20 protein-coding genes are annotated in these 19,694 nt (G+C 75.0%); 12 read left to right on the forward strand and 8 right to left on the reverse strand.

The genetic code is table 11. The features are described from left to right. Positions 1-103 precede the first annotated feature (103 nt). On the forward strand, positions 104-2,425 hold the full coding sequence (locus tag CFP66_RS43290) for a phosphotransferase family protein (protein ID WP_143517598.1): 2,322 nt from the start codon (positions 104-106) through the stop codon (positions 2,423-2,425). Positions 2,426-2,488: 63 nt separating this feature from the next. Next, the gene (locus tag CFP66_RS43295; protein ID WP_094931200.1) at positions 2,489-3,406 is read left to right on the forward strand and encodes an SGNH/GDSL hydrolase family protein; all 918 of its coding nucleotides are present in this window, start codon (positions 2,489-2,491) and stop codon (positions 3,404-3,406) included. A gap of 238 nt (positions 3,407-3,644) precedes the next feature. Here the strand turns inward: CFP66_RS43295 and CFP66_RS43300 are convergent, their stop codons facing one another. Next, positions 3,645-3,914 (reverse strand): SRPBCC domain-containing protein, encoded by a 270-nt coding sequence (locus tag CFP66_RS43300; protein WP_158228443.1) that lies wholly within the window; start codon positions 3,912-3,914, stop codon positions 3,645-3,647. Positions 3,915-4,106: 192 nt separating this feature from the next. On the opposite strand from CFP66_RS43300, the gene CFP66_RS43305 reads away from it, so the two are divergent. From CFP66_RS43305 to CFP66_RS43320, 4 genes are read left to right on the forward strand one after another with little or no spacing between them, the layout of a single operon-like run. Continuing rightward, positions 4,107-4,439 carry a helix-turn-helix transcriptional regulator gene (locus CFP66_RS43305; RefSeq protein WP_094931202.1) on the forward strand — a complete coding sequence of 111 codons (333 nt, stop codon included), beginning with the start codon at positions 4,107-4,109 and terminating at the stop codon, positions 4,437-4,439. Then, entirely contained in the window at positions 4,436-4,906 is a 471-nt protein-coding gene (locus CFP66_RS43310) for an SRPBCC domain-containing protein (protein ID WP_094931203.1), read from the forward strand. The genes CFP66_RS43305 and CFP66_RS43310 overlap by 4 nt, the downstream gene beginning before the upstream one ends. Continuing rightward, positions 4,903-5,565, forward strand: a complete 663-nt coding sequence (locus tag CFP66_RS43315) for a DUF899 domain-containing protein (RefSeq protein WP_094931204.1) — start codon at positions 4,903-4,905, stop codon at positions 5,563-5,565. The genes CFP66_RS43310 and CFP66_RS43315 overlap by 4 nt, the downstream gene beginning before the upstream one ends. Further along, complete coding sequence (locus tag CFP66_RS43320; protein WP_094931205.1) at positions 5,565-5,990, forward strand: hypothetical protein; 426 nt, start codon at positions 5,565-5,567, stop codon at positions 5,988-5,990. The genes CFP66_RS43315 and CFP66_RS43320 overlap by 1 nt, the downstream gene beginning before the upstream one ends. 19 nt (positions 5,991-6,009) lie before the next feature. Here CFP66_RS43320 and CFP66_RS43325 read toward each other — a convergent pair whose 3' ends face one another. Beyond that, entirely contained in the window at positions 6,010-7,599 is a 1,590-nt protein-coding gene (locus CFP66_RS43325) for a bifunctional 3'-5' exonuclease/DNA polymerase (RefSeq protein WP_233160211.1), read from the reverse strand. A 76-nt stretch (positions 7,600-7,675) separates the two neighbouring features. Further along, positions 7,676-9,241 carry an FAD-dependent oxidoreductase gene (locus CFP66_RS43330; RefSeq protein WP_143517599.1) on the reverse strand — a complete coding sequence of 522 codons (1,566 nt, stop codon included), beginning with the start codon at positions 9,239-9,241 and terminating at the stop codon, positions 7,676-7,678. A gap of 65 nt (positions 9,242-9,306) precedes the next feature. Between CFP66_RS43330 and CFP66_RS43335 the strand changes: the two genes are divergently transcribed. Continuing rightward, complete coding sequence (locus CFP66_RS43335; RefSeq protein WP_094931208.1) at positions 9,307-10,143, forward strand: LLM class F420-dependent oxidoreductase; 837 nt, start codon at positions 9,307-9,309, stop codon at positions 10,141-10,143. 7 nt (positions 10,144-10,150) lie between these two features. Here CFP66_RS43335 and CFP66_RS43340 read toward each other — a convergent pair whose 3' ends face one another. Further along, complete coding sequence (locus CFP66_RS43340) at positions 10,151-10,729, reverse strand: CGNR zinc finger domain-containing protein (protein ID WP_094931209.1); 579 nt, start codon at positions 10,727-10,729, stop codon at positions 10,151-10,153. A 60-nt stretch (positions 10,730-10,789) separates the two neighbouring features. Between CFP66_RS43340 and CFP66_RS43345 the strand changes: the two genes are divergently transcribed. Continuing rightward, positions 10,790-11,557, forward strand: coding sequence for a trans-aconitate 2-methyltransferase (locus CFP66_RS43345; protein WP_233160212.1), 768 nt, complete (start codon positions 10,790-10,792; stop codon positions 11,555-11,557). A 24-nt stretch (positions 11,558-11,581) separates the two neighbouring features. Here the strand turns inward: CFP66_RS43345 and CFP66_RS43350 are convergent, their stop codons facing one another. Then, positions 11,582-13,069 (reverse strand): MFS transporter, encoded by a 1,488-nt coding sequence (locus CFP66_RS43350; RefSeq protein WP_094931210.1) that lies wholly within the window; start codon positions 13,067-13,069, stop codon positions 11,582-11,584. Between the two features lie 179 nt (positions 13,070-13,248). On the opposite strand from CFP66_RS43350, the gene CFP66_RS43355 reads away from it, so the two are divergent. Genes CFP66_RS43355 through CFP66_RS43365 form a run of 3 tightly spaced genes read left to right on the forward strand, consistent with a single transcriptional unit; the run spans position 13,249 to position 15,341 of the window. Beyond that, on the forward strand, positions 13,249-14,040 hold the full coding sequence (locus CFP66_RS43355; protein ID WP_143517600.1) for a L,D-transpeptidase: 792 nt from the start codon (positions 13,249-13,251) through the stop codon (positions 14,038-14,040). A 33-nt stretch (positions 14,041-14,073) separates the two neighbouring features. Continuing rightward, the gene (locus CFP66_RS43360; protein ID WP_369805281.1) at positions 14,074-14,424 is read left to right on the forward strand and encodes a BlaI/MecI/CopY family transcriptional regulator; all 351 of its coding nucleotides are present in this window, start codon (positions 14,074-14,076) and stop codon (positions 14,422-14,424) included. 14 nt (positions 14,425-14,438) lie between these two features. Beyond that, a complete protein-coding gene (locus CFP66_RS43365; RefSeq protein ID WP_094931212.1) occupies positions 14,439-15,341 on the forward strand; it encodes a M56 family metallopeptidase in 903 nt (300 codons plus the stop codon). 48 nt (positions 15,342-15,389) lie between these two features. Here the strand turns inward: CFP66_RS43365 and CFP66_RS43370 are convergent, their stop codons facing one another. Then, positions 15,390-16,445: an acyl-CoA desaturase gene (locus tag CFP66_RS43370; protein ID WP_233160213.1), complete on the reverse strand. Its 1,056-nt coding sequence runs from the start codon at positions 16,443-16,445 to the stop codon at positions 15,390-15,392. Between the two features lie 157 nt (positions 16,446-16,602). Here CFP66_RS43370 and CFP66_RS43375 point away from each other — a divergent pair, with 157 nt between their 5' ends. Continuing rightward, a complete protein-coding gene (locus CFP66_RS43375; protein ID WP_094931214.1) occupies positions 16,603-17,418 on the forward strand; it encodes an FAD:protein FMN transferase in 816 nt (271 codons plus the stop codon). A 10-nt stretch (positions 17,419-17,428) separates the two neighbouring features. Here CFP66_RS43375 and CFP66_RS43380 read toward each other — a convergent pair whose 3' ends face one another. Then, positions 17,429-18,784: an MFS transporter gene (locus tag CFP66_RS43380; protein WP_094931215.1), complete on the reverse strand. Its 1,356-nt coding sequence runs from the start codon at positions 18,782-18,784 to the stop codon at positions 17,429-17,431. 16 nt (positions 18,785-18,800) lie between these two features. Further along, a complete protein-coding gene (locus tag CFP66_RS43385) occupies positions 18,801-19,688 on the reverse strand; it encodes a helix-turn-helix domain-containing protein (RefSeq protein ID WP_094931216.1) in 888 nt (295 codons plus the stop codon). Positions 19,689-19,694: the final 6 nt, after the last annotated feature.

Below are 19,694 nucleotides of genomic sequence, written 5' to 3' on the forward strand. Positions count from 1 at the left end.
GGCGGAAATGCCCCTTGCGGAGCGGTTCGGGGACGATCTTCCGGATCGTTCCACGAAAGTTCATCGGCACGTGGGTGACAGTTGCTTGCTACAGTCCCGCGCCATGACGCGCTCCGCCGCCGCTCCCCCCGGCGGGCACGCCCCGGAACTCGGATCGGCACTGTCGTCCGGGCTGGGACTGCTCGTCTGCATCGCGGTCGCCCGACTGTTCGACCCGGGCACCGTGGGCGTGAACGCCGTGGCGCTCAGCGCCACGGTGCTGCTCGCCGGTGCCGCTCACCTCAACCTGCCGCGCGCCCTCCAGCACCTCCTGCCGGTGGCCGGCACGTCCGCGCGCCGCCTCGTCCTCGCGGGGTACGGCGCCGCCGCCGCGCTCGCGGCCCTCGCCGGTGCCGGCTTCGCGCTCGTGGCGCCGCTGTGGGAGGCCGAGGAACTGGCCGCTGCCGCGGGTCACGGTCCCCTGCTGGCCTACTTCGTGCTGGCCACGCCGCTGTGGGCGCTCTACCTGGTGCAGGGCAGCGTGCTGGCCGGCACCGGCCGGTCGCGGTTCGTCCTCGCGCAGGACGTGCTCGTCGCCGTCGCGGCAGTCGTGCTCCTCGGTGTCGCGGCGTTCCTCGCGGTGCCCGGCGGCATCGCCGCGGCGAGCGTTGCGGCCGTCGGCGTCTGTGTGGTCACGGTCAGCGGGTGGCTGCTGCTGCGGGAGCTGCCGCGGGCGGGCAGGAGCTCCGCGGGCCGCGCCGTCCCGATCACGGTCGGTTCCGTGGTGCGCCACGGCCGAGCCGAGCACGCCGGGACGGTGTGCTGGCTGGTGGCCGTGTGCGGCCTCCCCGTGATCGTGCTGGCCCACCTCGGCGCCGAGCCGGCCGCCGCGTACGCCGTGGTCTGGGCCGTCGCCTGGGCGCTGTACCGGATCACGGCGGGCGTCGGACGGTCGGTGTGCGCCACCGGGCGGGCCGGGTTCGAGGAGGCGCAGCGGGCCACGGTCCGGCGCTCGTTGCGCGTGGTGGTGCCGGCCGCAGTGCTCGTCGCGCTGGCCGCGCCGCTCGTCCTCGCGGCGTTCGGTGGGTACTACGCCGAGGCCGCGGGCTTCGCGCTGGCGCTGGCCGCGCTGTCGGCCATCCCGAACGTGATCACCGCGAGCACGGTGCGCACCGCGAGGCGCCGCGGGCGCCCGGGCGTGATCGTGGGAGTGCCCGCCGGTGTCGCCCTGCTCGTGGTGGCGCTGTCGTGGCTGTTCCTGCCCCGGCTGGGGATCACCGCCGTCGGCCTGGCCTGGCTCGTGGCCCAGTCCGTCATGGCGACCGGCATCCTCGTGGCCACCGCGCCGTGGCTGCCCCCGCTGCTCGCCACGCGGATCGACGCGGCCCGCAGCGCGGTGCTGCTGCGCCGCATCGGGAGCGCGCCCTTCGTCGACAGCGGCATCGCGGACGCCCAGGACTGGGCCCTGCGCGAGCGGTTGGCCGGCGGCTCGACCTCCGTGGTGGTGGGCGTGGGCCCCGAGCAGGGCCCGGGGGCGCTGCTCAAGGCCGTCGACACCGCCCGCGGGCAGGCCGAGCTGCGCTGGCAGAACGAGGTGCTGGCCCGCCTGCACACCGACCCGCGCATCAACCACTGGTCGGTCCTGGTCCCGCGCGTGCTCGCCACCGGCGAGGTGGACGGCAGCGCGTACGTCGTCGAGTCGCGCCTGCCCGGCGAACCCGGCGCCGACGCGCTGCGCGATCCGGCTCGCAGGCGCCGCTTCACCTCGAGCGCCATCAGCACGATCAGCGAGCTGCACCGCTGCACGTCCAGCGTCGTCACCGTCGACGACGACGACCTGCGCCGCTGGGTCCACGAGCCGATGGCCGTGATCCTCGCCCGCCTGCCCCGGCCGCTGCACGAGCCGGCCCGGCAGCTGGAACGGGAGCTGGTCGACGGGCTGCGCGGGCGCCGCCTCGCCGCGGGCTGGTACCACGGTGACTACACGCCCGGGAACGTCCTCACCGACCCCGACGGTCGTGCCGTCGCCGTCGTCGACTGGTGCAACGCCCATCCGCGGGCGCTGCCCGTGCTCGACGTCGTCACGTTCCTGATGCTCTCCACCGTGCTCGCCGACGGGGAGGAACTGGGCGACCTCGTCGTCGGGTGGGTGAGCGCGTCCCCGCCGCCCGCCCACGACCTCGTGGCCCGCTCGCAGCGCCTGCTCGGCGGTGCGCTGCTGGAACCGGGGCTGCTGTGCCTGCTCGCGTGGCTGCTGCACGTCTCGCAGTCGCTGACGAAGTCGCCGCAGTACGGGGCCAACCCGGTGTGGGTGCGGCGCAACCTGCGCAGCGTCGTCGAGCGCGCGCCCGGCCTGCTGGGCGGCCACGATCCGGCGGTCCCGCAGCCCGGTCGGTCCGTGGACGCGCAGGAACGCGGCCGGACGCAGGCCACCCCCGCGCGCTGATCTTCACCCGTCCGATGGCCGTACCGGTGAGTAACGCGCAATGGCGGGCGTCGTTGAGTCGATGTGCACCGTCGCTCCCGGGCCCGCTGGGCCGCCCCGGTCCTCCTCGCCGCCGTCGTCACCGCGGGATCGGCCACCCCGGCTGTCGCTGCACCGTCCGAGCAGGGGTCCGAGCAGGCGCCTCGCAGCTACGTGTCGCTCGGTGACTCCTACGCCGCGGGCCCGCTCGTCCCCGTGCAGACCGGCGTGCCTGCGGGGTGCCTGCGCTCCACGCGCAACTACCCCTCGGTGGTCGCCGAGAACCTCGGTGTCGCCGACTTCCGCGACGTCAGCTGCAGCGCTGCGACCAGCGAGCACCTCACCGGGCCGCAGAACGTTCCGCTCGGGGTCAACCCGCCGCAGCTCGACGCCCTCGAGGCCGACACCGACCTGGTCACCGTGACGATCGGCGGCAACGACATCGGCTTCGGCGACATCATCAGCGAGTGCGCGCGCCGCTCACCGCTGCAGCCCACGGGCAGCGCGTGCGCGGACTTCTACACCTCCGGCGGTACCGACGAGCTCGCGCAGCGGATCGACGAGGCGGCCCCGCAGATCGCCGCCGTGCTCGATTCCGTGGCCCAACGCTCACCGGACGCGCAGGTCCTGCTCGTCGGCTACCCGGCGATCCTGCCCGACGAGGGCCCCGGCTGCTTCCCGGTCGTGCCGTTCAGCCCGGGCGACGTGGCCTACCTGCGCGGCGTGGAGAAGGCGCTCAACGCGATGCTGAGCGACGAGGCCTCCGGTGCCGGCGTCGACTTCGTCGACACGTTCACGCCGTCGATCGGGCACGACGTCTGCCAGGTGCCCGGCATCAAGTGGATCGAGGGCCTGGTCCCCACGGCGCCCGCTGCGCCGGTGCACCCCAACGCGCTGGGCATGGCCGGCATCGGTGCGGTGGTCGCCGAGGCGGTGACCGACTCCGCGGTCCTCGCCGGCTAGCCGGCGAGCGTGCCGTACGGTCGGGCGCTACGTGATCGGTGCGAGTCGCGCCGCAGGGCCCTCGCGACCCGGTCCTGGTCCTCCGCGCAGGTCGGATGCCGGATGGTGATCGCTGCGAGAAGTACCGGACGTCGCCGCGACAACGCCCACGCACTGCTCGGGCCGATCACCCGGTCGTGATTGCTCCGAGGATTACGCCACTGTCGCAGCGGCCGCCCTCAGGTACTGATCAGTTCGATCACCGCGGCCCGCTGACCAACGTGACCTCGGTGCGATCGGGGTCGATCGCGCGGAGGGTGACGACCACTTTCTCGTCGCTGACGCCGTCCTCGGGCGTCTGCGAGTGGTGGGTCAGGGTGAAGGCGAGCCGGACGGGTGGCTCCAGCTCCAGGTGCTCGACGGTGAAGCCGTTGACGCTGCCGTCATCCTCGTGCAGCTCGATGCGGTAGCGCACGTCGGTGTCGACGACGGTGGCGAACCAGCGGCGCATCTGCTCGGCTCGGTCCACGCGGCGATGGTGCGGACGACGGTGACACTGTGGGGAACGGTGCTCGTCATGGGGTCTCCTCTGCTCGGGTGACGAACGCGTCGAGGGCATCGAGGCGTTCGGTCCAGAACTGCTCGTAGAAGTTGAGCTTCTGGCTTGACAGGAGTCCTAGAGTAAACCCTGTAGTTAATTAACCGAAAGGTTTGGTACAGCGTGGATGATCAGCTGAGCGTCGTGTTCGGGGCGCTGGCCGACCCCACCCGCCGCGCGATCCTCGCGCGGCTGGCCGGTGGCGAGGCCACGGTCACCGAGCTGGCCACGCCGTTCGCGATGAGCCTGCCGGCGGTGTCCAAGCACCTGAAGGTGCTGGAGCGCGCCGGGCTGATCAGCCGCGGGCGCAGCGCGCAGTGGCGGCCCTGCCACCTGGTGGCAGCGCCGCTGGCGGACGTCGCCGAGTGGGTGCAGGCCTACCGGCGGTTCTGGGAGGGCAGCTTCGACCGGCTGGACGACCACCTGCGCGCACTGCAGGAGGGGGAGCGGCCGTGAACGGGCAGCCGGGTGCGACGCGGGAGTTCACGATCGTCCGTGAGCTGGAGGCGCCCCGGGAACTGGTGTTCCGGGCCTGGACCGACCCGGAGCACCTCACGCGCTGGTTCGGCCCGCGCGGCTGCTCCACCCCGCGCGCGTCCATCGCCACGGATGTCCGTCCCGGCGGCACCTGGCGCGCCACGATGGTGCTCGACGAGACCGGCCAGGAGTTCCCCACCGGCGGCTTCTACCTCGAGGTGCGCGAGCCCGAGCGCCTCGTCCTCACCTGGCGCGAGCCCGGCGGCGACGACGAGTCGGTGGTGACCGTCGTGCTGGCCGACCTCGGGGAGGGCCGGACCGCCATGACCTTCCACCAGGCCGGGTTCACCACCGAGGAGACCCGGCGCGGAGTCCACGAGGGCTGGTCGAGCGCCTTCGACCGGCTCTGCGAGCACGTCACCGATCCCGAAGGGAAGAGCGCATGAGCACGTCCACACTTGCGGCGTCCGCACTGCCGCCGGTCGTCACCCCCGCGGAGTGGGCCGTCGCGGCGGCCGAGCTGCGAGCCGCGGAGAAGGAGCACACCCGGGCGGGCGACGCGCTGGCCGCACGGCGCAGGCGGATGCCGATGGTCGAGTTCGGCACCTACGCGTTCGAGGGCGCCGACGGGCCGCGCACCTTGCTGGAGCTGTTCGAGGGCCGCCGCCAGCTGATCGTCTACCAGTTCATGCCCGGGCCGCCGTGGTGCGAGGGCTGCTGCATGGTCGCCGACCACATCGGCGAGCTCGCGCACCTGCACGCCCGCGACACCTCGATCGCGGTGGTCTCGCGCTCGGCCTACCGCGACCTCGCCGCGCTGCGTGCGCGCATGGGCTGGCAGGTCCCGTTCCACTCCAGCGCCGGCAACGACTTCGCCGCCGACTGCGGCACGGGCGAGGGCTTCGGCCTGAGCGTGTTCCTGCGTGACGGCGACCGGGTCTTCCGCACCTACCTCACGACGGGGCGCGGGGTGGAGGCCCTGGGCAGCGTGTGGTCCTTCCTCGACCGCACGCCGTTGGGTCGCCAGGAGACCTGGGAGGACACCCCCGCCGGACGTCCGCAGAGCGCGCCGTACCAGTGGTGGCGCCTGCACGACCAGTACTGATGCGCGACTGGGAGCCGCTGATCGGCAGCTGGTCGTCCTCCGGCCGGACGGTGGAACGCCCGGGCGAGCCCGCCGTGGAGATCGCGGGCACGGACGTCTACGCGTGGGGGCCTGGCCGCCGGTTCGTGCTGCACACGGTCGAGGTGCGGATGGGGCAGGAGCGGGTCGAGGTCCACGAGGTGATCGGCGAGCCCGACGGGGACGGGGCGGTGCTCATGCGCTCGTTCGACGGGCACGGTGGCACCGCGCTGATGCGGGCGAGCCAGGACCCCGCAGGCGCGTGGCTCTTCACCGGCCCGAGCGAGCGCGCGCGGCTCGAAGTCGGCCGGGACGGCCGGTCGATGGCCGCGATCTGGGAGCGCCGCACCGACGGGGGCACGACGTGGGAGCCCTGGATGGACATGAGCTTCCGCCGCACGTCCTGAACTGCGAAGTGCGCCAGTACTAGCGTTCGTCGTAGCCCTCGACCACGCGGACCTGCATCGGGAAGCGCACCGGGGAGTCGCCGAACAGCCGCCTGCCGGCCGTTGCTGCTGCGGTGCGGACGGCGGCGGCGCTCTCCTGCGCCGCCTCGGCCGGGGTGTGCAGCAGCACCTCGTCGTGTTGGAAGAACACCAGCCGGGCCGGGCTACCGCTGCCGCGCAGCAGCCCGCGCAGCTCCGCGAGCAGCACGAGGGCCCATTCGGCCGCCGTGGCCTGCACGACGAAGTTGCGGGTGAACCGGCCACGGGCCCGGGCCGCGGCGGGCTGCTCGTGGCCCGCCCGCGCGGGTGGGCAGGTGCGGCCCAGGTGCGAGCGCACCAGCCGGCCCTCCTCTCCCGCGCGGGCGGCCTCCTCCACGAACGCCATGGCGGCCGGGTACCGGCGGCGAAGCGTTGCCAGCAGGACCCCGGCGCCGCCGGAGGTCTGCCCGTACATCGCCGACAGCAGGGCGAGCTTGGCCTTGCCGCGGTCGCCACCGAACTCGCGGGCGGCGAGCGCGGTGTAGAGGTCCTCCTCGCCCGGGGCGAGAGCGTGGTCGCGGGACAGCGCGGCGAGCACCCGGGGCTCCAGCTGCGCGGCGTCGGCCACCACCAGCCGCCAGCCCGGGTCGGCCCGCACGGCCCCGCGCACGGCCTTGGGGATCTGCAGCGCGCCACCACCGCGGGTGGCCCATCGCCCGGAGACGACGCCCCCCACCACGTACTCCGGCCGGAACCGGCCGTCGTGCACCCAGCTGCGCAGCCACGCCCACCCGTGGGCGCTGTGCAGCCGGGCCAGCTCCTTGTAGGCCAGCAACGGCGCGACGGCCGGGTGGTCGACGCGCTTGATCTCCCAGGACCGGGTGGTCTGCAGTTCGTGACCGGCGCGGGCGAAGGCGCGCAGCACCTCGGCGGGGGAGTCGGGGTTGAGCGGGCGCCCGAAGGCCGCGTCGACCTGCTCGGCCAGCGCCGCGAGTTTCGCGGGCCGGCCGCCGGGCAGCGGCCGCGGCCCGAGCAGCTCGCTCAGCAGCCGGTCGTGCACATCGGGCCGCCACGGCAGCCCGGCGGCCGTCATCTCCTCGGCCACGAGCGCGCCCGCGGATTCCGCCGCCGCGAGCAGCCGCATCCCGGGCCCGGCGCCGGCCAGCGCCCGCTGCTGCGCGCCGTGCACGGCCACGACGTCGGCCAGCTCGTCACCCGCGGCGCGCGCGTCGAACAGGGTGGGCGGCCCGTCGTCCACCTCCGGTGGATCCGGCTCGGGCACGCGCCCCTGCAGCCGGGCGACGGCGGCGGCGAGGCCGTGCGGCTCCCCGAACCGGCCGTCCGCGGCCACCAGCAGACCCTCGACGAGCTCGACGTCGTGGGCCCTCCCGAGCTCCACCCCCGCGGCGAGCAGCGGCCGGTAGCTGCGTGGGCGGGCGAGGACCCAGCGCGGCGCGTGCTCCCGCTCGAGCGCGGCGACGGCCCGGAGGTCCGGCAGGGTCTCGGGCGGTGAGGACGGGGTGCCGTCCTCGAAGAGCCGGCGAACGCGCGGAGGCGCGCCATGGCCGCCCGGATCGAGCGCCACCCTCACGGCGCACATCGGGTGTGGTCGGCGCACACGCCTCGCGGTGTGTGCCGACCACCGGGGGTGTGTGCGGTCGTGCGGCTCACCGGCCCGAGCCGGCGCGGGGGCGAGGGCGGGGGAGGAGGCCTGCCAGCAGGCCGCGTTGCGGGCCGGCCATGAGCTCCTCCGGGCTCGCTCCCACCTCCGCCAGGACGTCGTTCGCGGCCAGCACGCCGGACGCCGCGGCGCGCTCCATCAGCCCGGTGAGGAACGGGGTGTCGACGTGGTCGCCGGCCACCCGCACGCCGCGGCCCTCCCCGGTGACGGCGAGCCGGGTGGCGGCGCCGCCGGGTGGGAACGCGGGCGCCGTGGCCTCCATCCGCTCCTGCAGGTGCACCACGCCGGCCTCGGCCGTCTCGGGCCACAGCGCCGCCAGCTCGGTGCGCATGCGGGCGGTGGCCGTGGCGGCGTCCGGCGCGTGGCAGGCGTAGGAGTGCAGCTCGACGACCGCGCCGCCGGTGCGGGCGGCCCAGTCCGCGCAGGGTCGTTCCAGGCGGGAGTACACGGTGATCGAGTCGAGGGTGGGCTCGCGGCTGACCGCGCTGAAGGTGGCGCGCCCGGGTGCGACGTCGCGGTCGAGCCAGAGCCGGGTGACCGCGAACGGCGGGGCGGTGGTGAGCGCGGCGGCCTTCGTGGCCAGCCGCGGCGCCACGGCGGCGACCCCGGGCGAGGCCGCGAGCAGGGTACGGAGGGCGCCGGGGTCGGTGGCGAGCACGAGGTGGCGGGTGGTGAGCGAGGTGCCGTCGAGCTCGACGCGCCAGCGGTGCCCGTCGGCGGGGGCGACGGTGCGGGCCGCGGTGCCCAGGTGCACCTGCGCACCGTGCTTCTCGAGGTACGCACCGAACGGCGCCCAGATCGCGGTGAGGTGGTCGGTGTCGGGGGCGTCGAACCCGATGCCCGCCCCGTTGCCCAGGAAGTAGTAGTGGAACATCGCGATCAGCTCGCCTGCCGAAAGCGCGCCCGGCTCGGCGAAGAACGAGCGCGCGAACGCCTCGAACAGCATGGCCTGCGCGCGGTCGGACATGCCGAGGTCGGCCAGGAACCGCGCCGCGGGCACGTGGTCGAACAGCGCCGTGGTGCGCGCGCGGTCGTAGGCCAGCAGCTCGGCGGCCAGCGACCGGCGGGAGCCGAGCAGGTCGCGCAGCCCGAGGCTGGGAGAGCGGGCGAACAGGGCGAGCAGGTTCAGCGGTGGGGCTGCGGGCAGGCCGGTGAGGTCCTCGGCGGGCCACTCCCGGGAGATCACCGGGTAGCCGCCGACGGGGCGCAGGAAGCTCAGATCCGGATCGACGCGGCGCAGCAGCGCGCGCCAGGTGTGGTAGTGCCGGAAGAAGGCGTGGAACCCGTGCTCGACCACCTGCCCGGTGCCGTCGGGCAGGGTGTGCGGCCACGCGCCGAGCCGGCCGCCCAGCGTGGGCGCGGCCTCCAGCAGGGTGACCGCGACGCCCCGCTCGGCCAGCACGACCGCCGCGCCGACCCCCGCGATGCCGCCCCCGACGACCACCGCCTCGGTGCCCTCCGGTGCGCGGCGGGGCAGCGCGGGGTCGGCGGCCACGAGCACCCGCGGGCGCATCCGCATCGGGGCCGCACGGGCGGCCGGTTCGCGAGTCACCCCGCGACCCTATGTCCGGGCCCCGACACGGAATGCCGTCACCGGCGGCGCGCGTTGGAGAGATCATGACGGTTGAACTGGGTCGGTACGGGGTGTGGCGCGGGCACCGGGGGCTGGATCCGCAGCTCGCAGTGGAGATGGAGGCGCTGGGGTACGGCGCGGTCTGGATCGGCGGCTCGCCTCCCGGGGACCTCGCGCTCGCCGAGTCGCTGCTCGACGCCACGGAGCGCCTCGCGGTGGCCACGGGGATCGTCAACATGTGGTCCACCCCCGCCGAGGAGGTCGCGGCGTCCTACCACCGCATCGAGGCGAAGCACCCCGGCCGCTTCCTGCTGGGCGTGGGCATCGGCCACCCCGAGGCCACGACGGAGTACCGCAGTCCGTACGCCACCATGGTCGACTACCTCGACCGGCTCGACGCCGGTGGTGTGCCGGTCGCCGGCCGCGCGCTCGCCGCGCTGGGCCCGAGGGCCCTGAAGCTGTCCGCCGACCGCACGGCCGGGGCGCACCCGTACCTGACCACGCCGGAGCACACCCGGGAGGCGCGGGAGGTCCTGGGCGCGGGAGTGCTGCTCGCGCCCGAGCAGAAGGTGGTGGTGGACACCGACGCCGCGCGGGCCCGCACCACCGCGCGCCCCGGCGTGGAGAACCCCTACCTGCACCTGGTCAACTACCGCTCCAACCTGCAGCGGCTCGGCTGGAGCGAGGCCGACCTGGACAACGGTGGCAGCGACGCGCTGATCGACGCGCTGGTCGCCCACGGCGACGCCGCCTCGGTGGCCGCCCGCCTCACCGCGCACCTCGATGCCGGCGCCGACCACGTCTGCCTCCAGGTGCTGCCGGGAGACGGGGACCCGGTGCCCGCGCTGCGGGAGATCTCGGCGGCCCTGCGCCTGGCCTGATCCCCGCTCAGGAGGCGGTGCGCCGGCGCCGGTAGGCCGCCGCCTTCACGCGGTTCTGGCAGGCCGTGGAGCAGAAGCGGCGGGTGCCGTTGCGGCTCACGTCGACGTACACGCGATCGCACGCCTCGGCGCGGCAGACGCCGAGGCGGTCGAGGGTCGGGTTGCCCAGCACGACGGCGAGGCCCGTGGCGAGCGACGCCGCCCAGGCGTCGGACTCGGCCGCGTCCGGGCGGTGGAAGTGCAGGTGCCACGGTTCACCGTCGTGGTGGGAGAGCGCGGGCATGGCGTGGGAGTCGGCGAGCACGGAGTTGAGGTGCGTGCACGCGTCGTCGACGCGGCCGCCTTCGACGTGCTCGATGACCGTGCGCAGCCGGTCGGCCCATCCCGCGAGGCGCTCGGCGTCGTCGGCGGGAACCGGGGGGACGGGCTGGGTGGTCGCGTGCTGCACCGCGGCGGTGACGGCGTCGACGAGATCCGCCCCGCCCGGCGCCTCGGCGGTCCGGCCGCCGCGCAGCCCGGGCGTCACCGCGTTCACCAGTGCCACCGCGGCGAGCACGGTGCCGCTGACGTGACTGTCGAAATCCACTTGACCAGTTACTCCTGCTCGCATAACGTCACTGCCGTTCAAGCATACGACAGTGATGGGGTGGGGCACGTGCAGGCGAGCGTGGCACAGCGGTGGGTGCAGCGGTGGGACGTGCAGCAGGAGCGCTACGTCCCCGACCGCGAGGAGCGGTTCCGCGTGGTCATCGACGTGGTCGGCTGGGCCGTGGCCCGCGCGGGAGACCGCGGTGGCGTCGCGCGGATCGTCGACCTCGGTTGCGGGCCGGGGTCGTTGAGCGCCCGGCTGGCCCGCGTGTTCCCGACCGCGGAGATCGTCGGGATCGACGCGGACCCGCTGCTGCTGGGGCTGGCCGCGGGCAGCAGCGGCGGTGTCCGCCTGGTGCACGCGGACCTCACCGACCCCGCCTGGCCCGGGGCTACGGGCCTGGACGCACCCTGGGACGCGGCGGTCTCCTCGACGGCGCTGCACTGGCTGGCGCCGGACGCGCTCGCCGGGCTCTACTCGACGGTGGCCGGGCGCCTGCGGGCCGGCGGCGTCTTCGTCGACGCGGACAACCGCGCCCTCGACGAGCCGGTCATGGCCGACCTCGCCCGGCACGTGCGCAGCGCCCGCGCGCTGCGGGCCGGCGTCACCGACAACGAGGACTGGCACTCGTGGTGGGACGGCGTGCTCGCCGACCCCGACCTGGCCCCGCTGGTCGACGCGCGCTCGGCCGCCGCGATCGCGCACGGCGGGGAGAACGGGCTCACGGTGGGACAGCAGGTGGGCATGCTGCGGGCCGCGGGCTTCTCGGCGGTCGCACCCGTGTGGCAGTCCGGCGACGACCACGTCCTGGCCGCCGTCCGCTGAACCCGGCGCTCACCGTCGGCGCGTCTAGCGGCGCGCGTCGCCCGGGTGCATCGGCGGGCCGCTCATCGGGCAGTTCAGGCACTCCTCCACCCGCACCCGCTCCGGCTCCGGAGCCCCTGGACCGACGAGCGGGCGGCGGATCAGCGTGAACGCCACGAGCGCCGCGAGGACGAGCAGCGACGCCCCGATGAACATCGCGATCCGGAACCCGGCGTCGAACGCCACGGGGTCGGTGTAGTCGTCGCCCCCGATGCCCGCGAGGCCCGGCACGACGGCGACCGCGAGCAGCCCGGCGGCCCGGGCCACCGCGTTGTTGACGCCGGAGGCGGCGCCCGCGTACCGGTCCGGGGCGGCGTCGAGCACGGTGGCGGTGAGCGGTGCGACGGTGAGCGCCAGCCCGGCGCCGAACACCAGCATCGCGGGCAGCACGTGCCCGAACCAGGATGCGGACGCGTCCACCCGCAGCAGCAGGAGCAAGCCCGCGGCGCTCACCAGCGGACCGATCGTCATCGGCAGCCGCGGGCCGATGCGCGAGGCCAGCGCTCCCGCCCGGGCGGAGAACACCAGCATCACGGCGGTGACCGGCAGTAGCGCGGTGCCCGCGGCGAGCGGGCTGAACCCGGCCACGGTCTGCAGTTGCAGCACCAGCAGCAGGAACACCGCGCCCATCGCGCCGTAGATCAGCATGGTGGCCGCGTTGGCCGCGCTGAACGTGGCGTCGCGGAACAGGGCGGGTGGCACGAGCGGGTGCCGGGACCGCCGCTCCACCAGCACGAACGCCAGCAGGGCGAGCACGCCGACGGCGACGGTGACCAGCGGCAACGGCTCCGGCCCGCGCTCGCCCAGCCCGGTGAGGCCGTAGGTGAGGGCGCCGAGCCCGACCACGGCGAGGACGGTGCCGGTGACGTCGAGCCCGGGGGCGGACTCCGCGTCGCGGCTCTCCGGCACGTGCCGCAGCGTGATGGCGACGATCACCGCGGCCAGCGGGAGGTTGATCAGGAAGACCGCCCGCCAGCTCCACTCCACCAGCCAGCCGCCGAGGAACGGGCCGACGGCGCCGGCGACGCCGCCGAGCCCGGACCAGGCGCCGATCGCGGCGGCGCGGTCGCGCCCGCGGAACGAGGCCGAGATCAGGGCGAGGCTGCCCGGTGTGAGCAGGGCACCGCCGACGCCCTGCAGGGCTCGCGCCGCGATCAGCGTGCCGATGTCGGGGGCGAGCCCGCACGCCAGCGAGGCCACCGCGAACCAGACCACGCCGATGAGGAAGACGCGCCGACGCCCCAGGTGGTCGCCCAGCGAGCCGCCGAGCAGGATCAGCGCGGCGAGGCTGAGCGTGTAGGCGTTGACGGTCCACTGGAGCCCGGTGAAGCCGGCGTCCAGCTCGGTGCCGATGCGTTCCAGGGCCACGTTGACGACAGTGCCGTCGATCATCACGAGCCCGGAGCCGAGCACCGTGGTGGCCAGCACCCACCGGCCGGCCGGTGTGCCCATCCGCAGCTCGTCGGCCCCCATGGGGGAGAGCCTGCCAGAGCACGTGTCCGGGCGCGTACGCGCGAGGTGCGAGGGCCACGCGGGAGTGACGGCACCGGCCTGCTCACGCCGGGAGGGCGACTCCCCGTGCACGGTGAATGACAGCCCGTCACCTCTGTGGGTTCCGGTCGTTGATCGTTGCAGGATCTGGGGAGGCGAGGATGGGAAGTAGCGCGCGGCGGGCACCAGCCGCCCGTGCGGCGGTGGCGGCGGCCCTCGTGGCGGTGGCGGCCACCGTGCTGGTCGGGCTCGGCCATGCGGACGAGGATCCGCAGGTCGGCGCGGCGCAGGGTCCGGCGGTACTGCCGGTGCTCGCGGCTGCTCCGCCCGAGCGCGCGCCCGCGGAGAACTCCACCGCCCGTCCGGCCCGCGAGAGCGGTGCGCCGACGACCACCGCTACGACCCGCACCGGCGAGCGGGAACGCGACGAGGCCCCACCCCGGATCCGCGCGGCCGCGCCCCGTCCGGCGGCCGCCGAGGAGGCCGCCCGACCCGCCGATGCCGAGGCCCCGTCCACCCGCGCGGCGGCGCCCACGGAGCACGCCGTCGCCGCGGCTCCGAAGGACGGCGGCGCGGTCGACGGCGGCGGACCGGCACCGGTGGCCGGTACGCCCTGCACCGCGGCCGCCCGCGCGTGCGTGGACCTCGACGCGCGACTGGCCTGGCTCATCGACGGAGGCAAGATCGTGCGGGGCCCCGTGTCGATCCGGCACGGCGACACGGCGGACCCGACGCCGAAGGGCACCTTCCACGTCCAGTGGAAGGCCGAGCAGTACACCAGCCGCGAGTACCTCACGCAGATGCCGTACTCGGTGTTCTTCGCCGACGGCGGGATCGCCTTCCACGAAGGCACCCAGGACACCCCTTCGGCCGGTTGTGTGAAGCTCGGGCACGAGGACGCCAAGGCGTGGTTCGCGTTCCTACAGGTGGGTGATGAGGTGCAGATCCACTGAGGGTGGTACCCGTGCGCTTCTACCTCAAGTAGAATGGCGTTCGTGCCGACACTGGGTGAGCTCGAACGCGCTGTGATGGAAACCCTCTGGTCGGCCACCGGGCCCGTCACCGCGCGTGATGTGCAGGACGCGCTCGCCGGCCGTGACCTCGCCACGACCACCGTCCTCACGGTGCTCGGGCGCCTCGAGCGCAAGGGCCTGGTCACCCGGGAGCGGGAGGGCCGGGCGCACCGCTACCGCGCCGTCGCCAGCCGCGAGGACCACGTCGCCGAACTGATGCGCGACGCGTTGAGCGCCGCCCCGGACCGGGGCGCCGCCCTGGCCCGGTTCCTGGGCACGATCCCCCCTGACGAACGCGATGCACTGCGCGAGCTGCTCGACTGACATCCTGATTCGTCATGGAGGGCACCGCGCTGGGGCTGATCGTGTTCGGCGTGCTGCTCGCCGAACCGGTCAGCCGATCACTTGCCCGGGCGCACTGGCCGGTGCGCGACCCGGTCGGTGCGCTCCTGGTCTGGCAGGCCGTCGGGCTGGCGGGCGGGCTGGCCCTGCTGGGTTCCGGCGTCGTCTACGGCCTCGCACCGCTCGGCCCGACGCTGCCCGAGGCCCTGCGCTCGGCCCGCGACACGCTGGCCGCGGGTGAGCTGCCCGACCTCGGCGTCACGCACGTGCTCGCACTGGCCGCCGCCCTCGCGCTCGCGCTGCGGCTGATCGGCGTGCTGGTCGGTGTCACCGTGCGCACGCTGCAGGCCCGTCGACGCCACCGCGACCTGCTCGACCTGCTCGCCACGCCCTGGCCCGCGGCTCCGGGCGCCCGGGTGCTCGACCACCCGGTGCCCGTGGCCTACTGCCTGCCCGGACTGCGCTCGCGGCTCGTGCTCTCCGCCGGTGTGCTCGACGCGCTCGACCCGCCTGCCGTACGGGCCGTGCTCGCCCACGAGCAGGCCCACCTGCGCGAACGGCACGACCTCGTGGTCCTGCCGTTCGTGGCCTGGGGCGCCACCGCCCCCTTCGTGCGCGGGATGGTCTGCGCGCAGGTCGCGGTGGCGGCGTTGGTCGAGATGCGTGCCGACGACGTCGCCTCCGCGGCGGTCACACCCACCCAGCTCACCGGTGCGCTGCGCACCATGGGTGGAGCGGCCCCGGCTGCGGCCCTGAGCTCGTTCACCGACGCGCTCGACCGTCGGTTGCTGCGGATCACCCGCCCGCCGGCACCGCTGTCGGGGGCGGTGCGCCTGCTCGTGCGGCTGGCCGCCCTCGGCCTCGTCGGGCTGCCCACGGCGCTGCTCCTCGTCGCCTGATCACCGGGCCCGATCACCCGGCCCCGATCACCCGGCCCGATCACCCGGTCAGGAACGCAGCGGGGCGCTGGCGGTGCGCAGCTGTCCCAGTGACTCCGCCCAGGACCGCACCAGGCCGGTCTCGTGGTAGGACACCCCGATCTCGGTGCAGAACTCCCGCACGAGGCGTCGGGAGCGGCGCAGGTTCGGCGTCGGCATGCTCGGGAACAGGTGGTGCTCGATCTGGTGGTTGAGCCCGCCCATCGCCACGTGCAGCAGGCCGTCGGTGAGCCGCCCGCCCGCGACGTTGCGCGAGGTGAGCACCTGCTTGCGCAGGAAGTCGAGCCGTTCGGTCGGCATCTCCATGCCCTTGTGGTTGGGGGCGAAGATCGAGCCGAGGTAGACGCCGAACAGTCCCTGGTGCACCGCGAAGAAGGCCAGCGCGAGGCCGGGCGGCAGCACCGCGAACAGCGCCACCAGGTACCCGATGGCGTGCACCGCGAGCAGCGTGAGCTCGAGTCCGCGCCTGTGCACCTTCGCTCCCCGCTCGCCGAGCAGGCCCGCCACGCTCCCGCGGCGCAGGTCGATGCCCGCCAGCGTCAGCAGCGGGAAGAACAGCAGCGCCTGGTGGCGGTTGACCAGCCGGTTGAGGCCGGTGCTCGCCTTCGCCTGCTCGTCGGTGAAGACCAGCGCGCCGGGCGCCACGTCGGGGTCGAGCCCCTCGTGGTTGGGGTTGGCGTGGTGTCGGGTGTGCTTGTCCATCCACCAGCCGTAGGACATGCCGATGCCGAGGTTGCCGATGATGCGTCCGGTGACGGCCGACGGGCGGCGGGTGCGGAAGACCTGCCGGTGGGCCACGTCGTGCGCGAGCAGCGCGATCTGGCCGTAGACGACGGCGGCGACCGCGGCGACGAGCAGCTGCCACGGCGAGTCGCCGAGCAGGAGGAAGGCTGCGACGGTCGCGGCGGTGAAGCCTGCGACGAGGAGGAAGCGCGCCACGTAGTAGCCGGGTCTGCGGCGCATCAGGCCCGCCGCCGCGACCCGGGCGGAGAGGCGGGCGAAGTCGCTGCCGCCCCGCCCCGCCGAGGTGTCGGTGATCATGCTCGAGGTCATGCCTGAGGTCATGGCTCGACCCTGCGCGACGCGCCCGCCCCGGAGGAGCCGGTCAACCCCCGAGCGGTGGTGGGGCTCACCCCACCGAACGGGTGCCTGCTCACAGCGTCGTCACAGCATCGGTTTGCGACGGTGTACTCCTGCCTGCACGACCCCCCGGAGGCATGCGATGACGATCTTGCTGCACACCGGTGTCCGCACTGCGACGGTGAGCACCGAGTGGACCGCCTGGGACACCCCTTTCCGGCTGGTGGTCACCGACCCGTGGGCGATGCACCGCGCCCGCAAGCTGGTGGAGGAGCAGGTCGGGCTGCTGGTGGCCGCGGTGGCGCAGCGGCGTGACGCGCCGTCGCGCGACGCCCTGCTCGCCGAGCTGCTCGGCGCCGGCGCGCGGCCGGGCGACGTGCGTCCCTTCCCCTACGGGATCGATGCCGCTGCGGCCGACGCCGACCTGCACCGCGCGGCACCTCGAGCCTGGCAGCAGGCCTTCGCGTCGGCGGCCCGCGGGCGCGACGGCTGGAGCGTCGAGCCGGGCCCGTCGGTGCGGTCGCTGATCGCCCAGCGCTGTGCCGAGCTGGTGGCTGAGGCGACCTCGTGCGGTGCGCTGGTGGCCTACGGCGACGACGTGGCGACGTGCGGGCTGGCACCGGTCGGAGGCTGGCGGGTGGAACTGCGCGACGCGCCGGGTGCCCCCACCACCGCCGTGGCCGTCGACGGTGGCGCGATCTCGTCGGTGAGCACCGTGCGCGCGGACCGCGGCGGGCGCCTGCAGTCGCTGCGCGCATCCGCGTCGGGTCGCGTCGTGCTGCCGGTGTGGCGGTCGGTCGCCGTCGCCGCGGCCGACGCGCCCGCGGCGAGCGCCGCGTGCTCGGGGGCGCTGCTGCGGGGCGTGGGTGCGCCCGCGTGGCTGGCCGGGCTGGGGCTGCCGGCCCTCCTGGTCGATGCCGCGGGTGCTTCGCGCACCGTCGGGCGCTGGCCCGCCTGACCCCCGGTCGTCAGGCCGTGGCCGGGGCGGCGACCCGATCGGGCCCACCGACCAGCAGCGTCGCGAGCCCGGCCAGCGGCAGTGCCACCAGCAGGCAGAACGCACCGGGGATGCCGATCACCCCGGAGAGCCCGCCGACGAGCGCGGCGCCCACGCTGGCCCCGGTGAGGAAGACCAGGGTGGCGATGCCCAGCGCGATCCCGCGCTCCGCGGCGGGCACCGCTGCGCCGACCGCGGAGATCATCGCCGGCTGCCCGACCCCGAACGCCGCACTGATCAGCACGACGGCCAGCGCGAGCAGCACCGGAGCCTGCACCGCCGCGCCCGTCGCGGCCGTCACCAGGGCGAGGATCGCCGTGGGGCAGGCCAGCGCGATGGAACGGCGTGCGCCCACCCGGGTGAGCAGGGTGCGGGCCAGGGCGGGGGAGACGAACCCGACGAGGGCGGCGGGCACGAGCAGCGCACCGGTGGCGAGCGGGCTCCAGCCCCAGGACGCGGCCGCGAGCGGCGCCCCGAGCAGGAGGGCGAACCAGCTGGCGGGCACGGCGGCGGCGGCGAACGCGCTCCGCAGGACGGTCGTGTTCGTGACGATCTCGCGCGGCAGGAAGCCGTGCGGACGTGCCCGCACCCGCAGCGCCAGCAGCGGGGCCCCGACGACGAGCAGGACGGCTCCCACGGCCGCGGCCGTGACCCCGGCGGACGGGGACTGGATCAGCAGCACCAGCCCGGAGGCCGCGAGCGCCACGAGCACGGCGCCGGTGAGGTCCATCCGCTCACCCGTGCCGCGCGCCGGTGCCACGCGCCACAGCGGCGGGATCGCGAGGGCACCCAGCACGGGCAGCGCCACGGCCCAGCGCCAGCCGCCGATCGCCTCCAGGCCACCGCCGAGCAGCGGGCCCAGGGCGCTCAACGTGGCGCCGACACCGGCCACGCGTCCGAGGGCGGCGCTGCGGTCCGCCCCGCTCCACAGGGTGCTGATCAGCGCGGTGGCCAGTACCGGGATCGCGGCGGCCCCGATCCCCTGCAGCACGCGGGCCGCGATCAGCACCGGGAACGACGGTGCCAGGGCGGAGAGCACCGACCCCACCGCCATCCCGCCGATGCCGATCGTGAGCGGCAGGCGGATACCGACCATGTCGCCGAGCCGACCGTGTGCCGGCGTGGCGACGGCCAGTGCCACCGTGTAGCCGCTCACCATCCACGCGGCGGTGGCGGCGCTGATGTGGAGCTCGCCGGCGAGCTCCGGCAGCGCCACCGTGACGGCCGATGTCGAGGTGGCGGCGAGACCGAAAAGGAGACCCAGCAGGGCGGCCGAGCGCCCGGGAGACAGCACGTCCTGGTGGAACCGTGCCGCGGCGGGGAGCATTCCCGCTGCCCCGTGATCAACGCCACGCCGCAGGCGGGGCCGGCTCCCACCCACCTACCGGGCCGGCGATCTCGGCGAGCCGCAGCGTGGTCTCGTCGGCGCTGCCGGGCACGGCACTCATGACCACGATCTTGCGCTCGGAGTCGCCGTCGGCCAGCACGTCGCAGTCCACCGCGACCGGCCCCACCGATGGGTGCTCGATCGTCTTCCGGCCCTCGCTGTGCGCGGCCACGGTGCCGGTCGCCCACAGTTGCGCGAACCGCCCGTTGCCCGCACCCAGGACGCGGACGAGCTCGGCCAGGCGCGTGTCGTGCGGGAATCGGCCGGTGGCACGACGCAGGTCGGACACGACGGCAGCGTCCATGGCGTCGCGGTCCAGTTCGATCACCGGCCAGCGCGCGAGCTGCGCAGGGCCGGTACCGACCGGGAACCTGTCGCGGGCGAAGTTGCGCAGCTGCGGGGGCGACGCCGACGGATCTCCCAACAACGCGGCCCACGCGCGGTTCCACCAGATCAGCTGCCAGTCCGCCGCGAACACGGCGACCGCGACGTCCCCGAGCCGGGTGAGCACGCGGTGGACGCCGGGTGGGATGTGGTCGGGGATCGTGCCGTCCGCCGGCGGGGCGAGGTGGGCCAATCGGTACAGGTGGTCCCGCTCGGCGGCGGACAGCTGCAAGGCTCGCGCGAGGGACGCCAGCACCTGCGCAGAAGGCGCCGTGGCTCGCCCCTGCTCCAGGCGCACGACGTAGTCGACCGACACACCGGCGAGGTCGGCGAGCTCCTCGCGGCGGAGCCCGATCGCGCGGCGTGCCCGGCCCACCGGCAGTGCCGCGGCCGACGGCGGCAGCCGATCCCGCCAGGTGCGGATCATCGCACCGAGCCCGGTTCCGGGCGTCGTGGTCATGCCCCC

The organism is Pseudonocardia sp. MH-G8 (assembly GCF_002262885.1).
Lineage (GTDB): Bacteria > Actinomycetota > Actinomycetes > Mycobacteriales > Pseudonocardiaceae > Pseudonocardia.

Excerpts from the sequence above, each read along its gene's own strand:
- CFP66_RS43355 (WP_143517600.1), top strand. The coding sequence starts at position 13,249 with ATGGGAAGTAGCGCGCGGCGGGCACCAGCCGCCCGTGCGGCGGTGGCG.
- CFP66_RS43370 (WP_233160213.1), bottom strand. The coding sequence starts at position 16,445 with ATGACCTCAGGCATGACCTCGAGCATGATCACCGACACCTCGGCGGGG.
- CFP66_RS43290 (WP_143517598.1), top strand. The coding sequence starts at position 104 with ATGACGCGCTCCGCCGCCGCTCCCCCCGGCGGGCACGCCCCGGAACTC.
- CFP66_RS43350 (WP_094931210.1), bottom strand. The coding sequence starts at position 13,069 with ATGGGGGCCGACGAGCTGCGGATGGGCACACCGGCCGGCCGGTGGGTG.
- CFP66_RS43360 (WP_369805281.1), top strand. The coding sequence starts at position 14,074 with ATGGCGTTCGTGCCGACACTGGGTGAGCTCGAACGCGCTGTGATGGAA.
- CFP66_RS43320 (WP_094931205.1), top strand. The coding sequence starts at position 5,565 with ATGCGCGACTGGGAGCCGCTGATCGGCAGCTGGTCGTCCTCCGGCCGG.
- CFP66_RS43380 (WP_094931215.1), bottom strand. The coding sequence starts at position 18,784 with ATGCTCCCCGCCGCGGCACGGTTCCACCAGGACGTGCTGTCTCCCGGG.
- CFP66_RS43315 (WP_094931204.1), top strand. The coding sequence starts at position 4,903 with ATGAGCACGTCCACACTTGCGGCGTCCGCACTGCCGCCGGTCGTCACC.
- CFP66_RS43365 (WP_094931212.1), top strand. The coding sequence starts at position 14,439 with ATGGAGGGCACCGCGCTGGGGCTGATCGTGTTCGGCGTGCTGCTCGCC.
- CFP66_RS43385 (WP_094931216.1), bottom strand. The coding sequence starts at position 19,688 with ATGACCACGACGCCCGGAACCGGGCTCGGTGCGATGATCCGCACCTGG.
- CFP66_RS43335 (WP_094931208.1), top strand. The coding sequence starts at position 9,307 with ATGACGGTTGAACTGGGTCGGTACGGGGTGTGGCGCGGGCACCGGGGG.
- CFP66_RS43375 (WP_094931214.1), top strand. The coding sequence starts at position 16,603 with ATGACGATCTTGCTGCACACCGGTGTCCGCACTGCGACGGTGAGCACC.